The organism is Nocardia sp. NPDC058497 (assembly GCF_042720195.1).
GTDB lineage: Bacteria > Actinomycetota > Actinomycetes > Mycobacteriales > Mycobacteriaceae > Nocardia.
This window is the reverse complement of sequence record NZ_JBHXMY010000319.1, coordinates 1-6,958: the sequence shown is the minus strand read 5'-3', so window position 1 is coordinate 6,958 and position 6,958 is coordinate 1. Positions and strand designations below refer to the sequence as shown.

Sequence of the window (6,958 nt, the reverse complement as noted above, 5' to 3'; positions counted from 1 at the left end):
GTCATCACCCGGAGCACCCCACCGCAGCTGGAGGGTTGCCGACCAGCGAGCCGGGGCTTGGCGCTGGTACTCAAGACCTTGCCGTCATGTTAACCGGCCATCGCGTCCGCGCGGAAACTTCCGTGCCGACCGATGAGTAAATGTGTGCATACTCACCCATCAGGCAGCCGTCCCTCGAGAGACGACGGTCCCCGCCTGACCAACCCCGACAGGGTTGTGCGGGGTGGACGTTTCACAGCCTCCCGCCCTACCCGCTCGCGCTCGTTCGAGGGCGACCGCAATTCGTTCGCAAGTGGGAGCCAATCGGTGGCGGTCACGCTCGGCTCATGACTATCGAGATTGCCGATGAGCACAACAACACCACCTCGGCGCCGCACCCCGCCGACCGTGCGTCCAGCCCCGTTTCGGCGGGAAGTCGTGAGCGGGTGCGGGCCGGAGTCCTGGCCGTCGGCGCGGTGCTGTGGGCGGCGGGCAACCTCATGCACCCGCTCGAGCACTCCGAATCCGCCGAGCACGCGGCGACCTGGGAAGCCGCGCACCTCACCTTCGCCGTCGGCGCGGTGCTGATGGCGGTCGGCCTACCCGCGCTGGTCCGCGCCATCCGCAGGCCGGGCGCGGACTGGGCGGGCAAGATGCTCACTCTCGCGCACGGGCTGTTGTTCGCCGGGCTGGCGGTGGTGATCCCGATCGGTGCCTACCACGAGGTCTACGTCACCAGCCTGCTCGACCATCACGCCGCGACCGAGATCGCCGACGCCTCGGCCGCCGTGCTCGCGCCGCTGTCGATAGCGCTGCTGCTCGGATTCGTGCTGCTCGCGGTGTACGCGCTGATCAGGCCCGCCGCGGTGTTCGGCCGGTGGTCGGGCGTGCTGATCATCGCGGGCACCCTGGCCATGACGGTGTCGGCGATGCTGCCCGGTGTACTGCCGGGCGCCGAGGGCTGGTGGATCATCCCCGGTACGGTCGCCCAAGGTGTGGCGATCGGCGTCGCGGGGGTGCGTATCGCCAGGTAAATTGACCGTATCGAAGACGAAGGACCGTACGGCGGCGCGCCCGCCGTACGCATCGAAGTACTCGGCCCGCTGCGGGTCGAGGTGGGGGAGCGACCCGCCGATCTGGGTGGACCGCGTCAGCGTGCGCTCCTGGCCCGCCTGGTTCTCGCGGGCGGCGACGTGGTGTCGACCGACCGGCTGATCGACGACCTGTGGGCAGGCGACCCGCCACCCAAGGCACTCGGCGCCCTCCAGGCCCACATCTCCTACCTGCGCCGCGCCATCGAACCCGATCGCCCGCCCCGCGCCCCGGCCACCGTCCTGATCTCCGAGGCCCCCGGTTACGCACTGCGTCTCGACCGGTCCGCGGTCGACGCGTGGCAGTTCGAGCGCCTGCTCGCCGACGGCGACCGCACCGACCCGGCGGAGCGCTACGTGGCTCTCGGCGACGCGCTGTCGTGCTGGCACGGCGAGCCGTACGCGCCCTTCGCGACGGCCCACTGGGTCATCCCGGAAGCCGCCCGCCTGCACGAACTCCGCCGCGTCGCCGTCGAGCGCCGCGCCGAAGCGGCGCTGGCCCTCGGCCATCACGACGAGGCCCTGGCCCTGCTGCTTCCCCACGTCACCGACCATCCCGACCGCGAGCACGCCGCCCGCCTCCTGGCGCTGACCCACTACCGCCTGGGCCGCCAGCTCGACGCCCTGGCCACCCTCCGCCGGGTCCGCGACTATCTGGACACCGAATTCGGCGTTCGACCCGGTCCGGCCCTCGCCGCCCTCGAAACCGCGATCCTCACCCACGCCCCGGAACTGCACCTGCCACCGACCGCCGAGCCGCCCCGCTCGACCGGCGCGGTGCACCCCGCCGATCCGGTGAAGCCATCGACTGGCGCGGTACACCCTGCCGACCCGGTGCAGCCATCGGCCGGACCAGCCCAGCCCGATCCGGTGACACCGTCTGCTGGACAAGCACAGCCCGCCGATGGTGGGGATTCGAGGGGCTCGGCGATCGGTTCGGCCGAAGCCGTGCGGTCTGCCGACGATGGGGGACCGGTGACGTCGGTGAGCGCACTCGCGGAGGCCGGACCGCTTACCGACCACCTCGTGGGACAGCCCGCGCGACTCGTCGGCGACGACGCCCCGGAGATGTCGGCGAGCGTGGGCGTCGTGGGAGTGGGTGCGGCGAATGCCGCCGGGGCCGGCAGCGGTTCGGATCAGCCAGGCACGCGAGCGCGGTTCAGCGGAGTCGCGGTCGGCTACGACGCCGAACGGGCGGCGCTGCTCGCCGAGGCGGCTGAGGTGGTGGCGCACGGGCGAGCCCGGGTGGTGTGGCTGGAAGGGGAAGCGGGAGCGGGGAAGACGACGCAGGGTGATGCGCTGGCGGGGGTGCTGGCCGGGGACGGGTGGACCGTTGCCGGGGCCGCGTGTCCGGAGGTCGACGGGGCGCCCGCGGCGTGGGCGTGGACGCATCTGCTCGATGGGTTCGGCGCGCAGGCAGGGGAGCGGGAAGCGGGTCCGTTCGGGATCGCGCGGGCGGTGGCGCTGGCGTGTGAGCAGCGGCTGGCCGAAGGTCCGGTGCTGGTGATCCTCGAGGACGTGCACCGCGCCGACAGCGCCACCCTGCAGATCCTGCGGCAGCTGGTGGCTTGGCTGGCGAATCGCCCGGTCCTGGTCCTGGTCACCGCTCGCGGGTCCGAGGCCGACGCGGGCGTCCGCGCCTCGGCGGCCGCGCTGGCGGCGGTGACGGGCCGTCGCCTGGAACTGGGTGGCCTCGACACCGCCGCGGTGCGCGCCATCGCGGCCCGGGCGGGTCTGCGGACCATCGACGACGACACCGCCGAACGGCTGCGCGCCCGGACCGGCGGCAATCCACTGTTCGTCCGCGAGGTCGCCACCCTCGCCGCGGCGGTGGGTGACCTGCACGCCGTGCCGGACGGCGTCCGCGACGTGCTCAGCCGACGGATCGCCCGGCTGCCCGCCGGCGCGGCCCGCGCCCTTCGCCTGGCCGCCGTCTGGGGAGACGACATCGACTTCGACACTCTGCTCGAGCTGACCGCCGAGCCGGAGGACACCCTGATCGACCTGATCGACACGGTCACCGTCGCCGGACTCGTCCGCATCGCGGGCACCGATCGAATCACCTTCGCCCACGCTCTGATCCGCGACGCCGTCTACGGCGACATCCCCGCCCTGCGCCGCGCCCGGCTGCACTGGTCGGCCCTGGAACTCCTCGAACGCCGCACCGGCGTCACCACGGCCGACCTCGAATCCGATACCGGCACAGTCGACCTCGACGCCATGGCGCACCACGCCATCGCCGGCGCCGGCACCGCGAACGCCCCCCGTGCGCTGCGCTACGTCCTCGCCGCCGCCCGCAGGCGCACCGCCCGCCGCGCCCACCAGGACGCCGAGCCCCTCTGGCGATCCGCCCTCGAATTACACACGCGCGCAGGGCACGACAGCGCGGAAGCGACCCGCGACGACCGCCTCGCCGTGCTGTCGACCCGCTGCGCCCTGATCAACGCCCTCGCCTACGGCGGCAACGACGAGCAGGCCCGCATCCTGCGCGTCGACGCTCTGGAAACAGCCCGCACCTCGATGCCTGCTGCCGATACCCAGATCATCACCACCGACCCGATCGTCGCCGTCCTCACCTGCTGGCGCGCCCCCACGATCTGGACCAGCCGCGAACGCGGCCTTCCCGACCGTGGCATGTGGGCCGATCTGGCCGCCGCGTTGACGCGCACGACAGCGCCGGACCTGCGGATCCGGCTGCTCGTCGCCACCGCCTTCGAAGTCGTCGGCTTCGACAACCCGCACGCCTTCGCCTGCTCCGCCGAGGCCTTGCGCGCGGCGCGCGAGCTCGGTGATCCCGAATTGTTGTGCGCCGCACTCAATGCCAGGGCTTTCGTCGCGCTCGGTCCCGATCTGTGGCCGGAGCGTGGCGACCTGGCCGACGAGCTGCTGCGCGTGTCGACCGAGGCGGGTCTGCCGGAGTACCAGGCGGTCGCGCATTTTCTGCGCTTCCTCGTCGCCTCGGGTGCGGGCAGGCTCGTCGCCGCGCGAGCCGAGATCGCCATGGCGCTCGACTGCGCCGAGGGCGGCCAGCTCGGCCCGCTGCTGGTCGTCTCCACCGCGCATCTGGCTGTGCTCGCCGCACTGCGCGGCGACTTCGCGACCGCCAAGGCCATCGATGCCGACCTCAGCGCGAAGATGATCGCGGCGGGTCACGCCAACGGCGCCGAACTGATCCTGCTGGCCGAGATGATGACCGGCTGGGCGCTCGGCGACCTCGCACCCGGCCTCGACGGTTACGCCGAGCTGAACGCGGCCGCACCGCACGCGCTCAGGTCGGTGTACGTGCTGGCCCTGCTCGACGCGGGAGACACCGAGCAAGCGGCCGCTGCGCTCGGCGCGGGACCCCCGGTCCTGCGTGACTACTACTGGTGCGCGATGTCGGTGTTCGAGGCCAGGGTGGTCGCCCGGATCGGCACGGTCGAGGCGGCACGGCGGCTCTATCAGGACCTGCTGCCGAGAGCGGGCACCATCGCGGGTATGGACTCCGGATCGGTCGCCTTCGGCCCGGTCGACACTGTCCTCGCCGAACTGGCTGACCGGCTGGGTGACCACGCCGCCGCGACCGCGCACCGCGTCGCGGCCGAGGACGTACTCGCCGCCATCGCGACCGAACTGGCCGCCCTCGACGTCATCGGCGGCACCGCGCCGACCGCTGCAGGCAGGTCGCCGGCGACCGCGTAGCCCCTCCTGCCGCCACCGGTTCACCTACCTGCCAGCACACTCTCCCGACGGCGGTATCCGATACCGAACATTGTCAGCATCACCCGTAACGGCAGTCCACCGTCGGCCATTACCTCGGCGAGTTCGGCCTGCGTGCAGACCGCGACCATGCGCGGCAGTTCGAAACTCATCACAGCGCCGCCGCGGGCCGCCGCCTCGACCTTGTCCCACTGCGCGGTGGTCACGTACTCGGTGACGATCGGGAAGACCGTCCGCTCCTCGTCGGCGATGTGCTCGTCGAGCACGGTGTGCAGCCGCGCCAGCCGCTCGGCGAGGACAGCGGCCGCGCCCGGACGCCGGTCGATAAGCTCGGCGCAGGCCGCCCTGACCTCGGCGAGCATCGGGTCGAGCTGGGCGTGGTCGTCGGTCAGCTCCCTGACATCGACGGCGTCACCGGCCGCGGCGGTCAGCGTCGGCCAGAGGACCTCGTCCTCGATGCGATGGTGATGATGGATGGAGTCACACAGCAGGCCCAGATACTCGGCGACAGCGCGGGCCCGCCGCGGCGCACACGGCGCCCCTGGGGCAAGCTCCCCGGCCAGGACGGCGAAACGAGCGGTATCGGCGAGCATCGCGCGATGGGCCAGCCGGATTCCTAGTAGGTTGGGAGTCGAGCGTATGTCGGTCATGACCCGACAGTGCCCGCGGTCACTTGCGACCTGGTTGCCGTCCGCTGCGGGGCGGAGTCCCGCACAGCGGGCCCTCCCATCGCGGTGAGGTAAAGGGCAGCAGTACGCTCGTCTTGTTTGCACCACACGTCCCGCAGACAACGCGGGGCATATACGTTGTCTGTTGGAACAGCTGGGGTCCGCTCACAAGCGTGTTCGCCTGGCCGTGCAATGAGGGCACCATCCTAGGAGGACACGAAGATCCATGTCCAAGATCAAGGTTGAAGGTACCGTCGTAGAACTCGACGGCGACGAGATGACCCGGATCATCTGGCAGTTCATCAAGGACAAGCTGATCCACCCGTATCTCGACGTGAACCTCGAGTACTACGACCTCGGCATCGAGTACCGCGACAAGACAGACGACCAGGTCACCGTCGACGCGGCGAACGCCATCAAGAAGCACGGCGTCGGTGTGAAGTGCGCCACCATCACCCCCGACGAAGCGCGGGTGAAGGAGTTCGGCCTCAAGAAGATGTGGCGCTCGCCCAACGGCACCATCCGTAACATTCTGGGTGGCACCATCTTCCGCGCGCCGATCATCATCTCGAACGTGCCCCGCCTGGTGCCCGGCTGGACCAAGCCGATCATCATCGGCCGCCACGCCTTCGGCGACCAGTACCGCGCCACCGACTTCAAGGTCTACGAGGCGGGCACCGTCACGCTGACCTTCACCCCGGAGGACGGCAGCGAGCCGATCGTGCACGAGGTCGTGAAGATGCCCGAGGACGGCGGCGTCGTCATGGGTATGTACAACTTCAAGAAGTCCATCGAGGACTTCGCGCGCGCCTCGCTCAACTACGGGCTGCAGCAGAACTACCCCGTCTACATGTCGACGAAGAACACCATCCTGAAGGCCTACGACGGCATGTTCAAGGACACCTTCCAGGAGATCTTCGACACCGAGTTCAAGAGCCAGTTCGATGCGGCGGGCCTGACCTACGAGCACCGCCTGATCGACGACATGGTCGCCTCCTCCATGAAGTGGGAGGGCGGCTACGTCTGGGCGTGCAAGAACTACGACGGCGACGTGCAGTCCGACACCGTGGCCCAGGGCTTCGGCTCGCTGGGCCTGATGACCTCGGTGCTGCTCACCCCGGACGGCAAGACCTGTGAGGCCGAGGCCGCGCACGGCACCGTCACCCGGCACTACCGCCAGCACCAGCAGGGCAAGCCGACCTCGACCAACCCGATCGCGTCGATCTTCGCCTGGACCCGTGGCCTGGAGCACCGGGGCAAGCTGGACAACACCCCCGAGGTGATCGGCTTCGCGCAGGCGCTCGAGGACGTCGTCATCAAGACCGTCGAAGGCGGGCAGATGACCAAGGACCTGGCGCTGCTCGTCGGCGGCGACCAGGGCTACCTGAGCACCGAGGAGTTCCTGGGTGCGCTGGACGTGAACCTCGCTCGCGCCCTGAAGTGATATGAGCTGGGGTGTCCGCGTCGTACCGCGGGACACGCACGGCTGTGTATTGGGCGAGCCGCAGACACCCGGAGGGG

The 6,958-nt window shown here is 70.5% G+C and carries 4 protein-coding genes and 1 riboswitch; of the genes, 3 read left to right on the top strand and 1 reads right to left on the bottom strand.

From position 1 onward, the window contains the following. A riboswitch (SAM riboswitch) is annotated at positions 1-78 on the bottom strand. This riboswitch is flagged as partial in the annotation. A gap of 248 nt (positions 79-326) precedes the next feature. Beyond that, positions 327-1,013 carry a hypothetical protein gene (locus ACFWPJ_RS20495; protein WP_378853589.1) on the top strand — a complete coding sequence of 229 codons (687 nt, stop codon included), beginning with the start codon at positions 327-329 and terminating at the stop codon, positions 1,011-1,013. Positions 1,014-1,094: 81 nt separating this feature from the next. Continuing rightward, positions 1,095-4,751: a BTAD domain-containing putative transcriptional regulator gene (locus ACFWPJ_RS20490; protein WP_378853587.1), complete on the top strand. Its 3,657-nt coding sequence runs from the start codon at positions 1,095-1,097 to the stop codon at positions 4,749-4,751. 20 nt (positions 4,752-4,771) lie between these two features. Here ACFWPJ_RS20490 and ACFWPJ_RS20485 read toward each other — a convergent pair whose 3' ends face one another. After that, positions 4,772-5,419, bottom strand: a complete 648-nt coding sequence (locus ACFWPJ_RS20485; RefSeq protein WP_378853585.1) for a hemerythrin domain-containing protein — start codon at positions 5,417-5,419, stop codon at positions 4,772-4,774. Positions 5,420-5,663: 244 nt separating this feature from the next. Here ACFWPJ_RS20485 and ACFWPJ_RS20480 point away from each other — a divergent pair, with 244 nt between their 5' ends. After that, positions 5,664-6,881, top strand: coding sequence for an NADP-dependent isocitrate dehydrogenase (locus ACFWPJ_RS20480; RefSeq protein ID WP_378853583.1), 1,218 nt, complete (start codon positions 5,664-5,666; stop codon positions 6,879-6,881). The last annotated feature ends 77 nt before the right edge of the window (positions 6,882-6,958 follow it).